Annotated in this window: 1 pseudogene; it reads left to right on the top strand. The window is 52.5% G+C overall.

Annotation, left to right across the window (positions count from 1 at the left end):
- A pseudogene (locus EBL84_RS17220) lies at positions 1–264 on the top strand (IS1 family transposase); the annotation flags it as partial.
- Positions 265–301: the final 37 nt, after the last annotated feature.

The following is a 301-nucleotide window of genomic DNA, read 5'->3' as shown; positions in this document are numbered from 1 at the left end:
AAAAATGGATTCAACCGGCTGAAAAAGCAGTTGTACAAGTGTCAAGATTGCGGTCGCCAGTTCGTTCTCCATCCTGCCAAGGGGCCGGTTTCTCAGGAAACCCGCGAACTGATCGATCGGTTGCTGCTGGAAAAAATCTCCCTGGCCGGAATTGCCCGTGCGGTGAAGGTCTCCGAGGCTTGGCTGCAGAACTACGTGAACGAGAAGTACAAGAAGGTTCCTCGTCAGGTCGCGCTAAAAAAAACACCACACCCTACGGAGTAATCCTGGAGTGCGACGAACTGTGGTCCTTTGTCGGAAA

The sequence above is a fragment of the Marichromatium sp. AB31 genome (assembly GCF_003718685.1).
Lineage (GTDB): Bacteria > Pseudomonadota > Gammaproteobacteria > Chromatiales > Chromatiaceae > Marichromatium > Marichromatium gracile.
The sequence above is the reverse complement of the archived record's forward strand: the minus strand, read 5'-3'. Positions and strand labels throughout refer to the sequence as shown.